Consider the following 267-nt stretch of genomic DNA (forward strand, 5'->3'; position numbering starts at 1 on the left):
ATCGTAGCGCTCCGCCTCAACTGCATGCTGCTGAACAGCTGAGAAAATATCAGCGAAAGCAGCATCACGATCAACTTTTACCCGCACCGGAATGGTGTTGATAAACAGTCCTGCCATCGTTTCAATCCCGTTGATTTCAGATGGCCGGCCTGATACGACCGTGCCGAAGACAACGTCATTCGTAAAGTTGTATTTGCTGAGAACAATGCCCCAAACGGCCTGAAACAGGTTAGGTCCTGTCACTTGATGGCGGTTTGCGGTTTGCTG

At 50.2% G+C, this 267-nt stretch carries 1 protein-coding gene; it reads right to left on the minus strand.

Annotated elements, in window-relative coordinates; genetic code table 11:
* Positions 1–267 (minus strand): condensation domain-containing protein (locus CF394_RS15300; RefSeq protein WP_133079865.1); only part of this gene is annotated, 267 nt, incomplete at both ends.

The organism is Tetzosporium hominis (genome assembly GCF_002265435.1).
In the GTDB taxonomy this organism is placed as follows: Bacteria; Bacillota; Bacilli; order Bacillales_A; family Planococcaceae; genus Chryseomicrobium; species Chryseomicrobium hominis.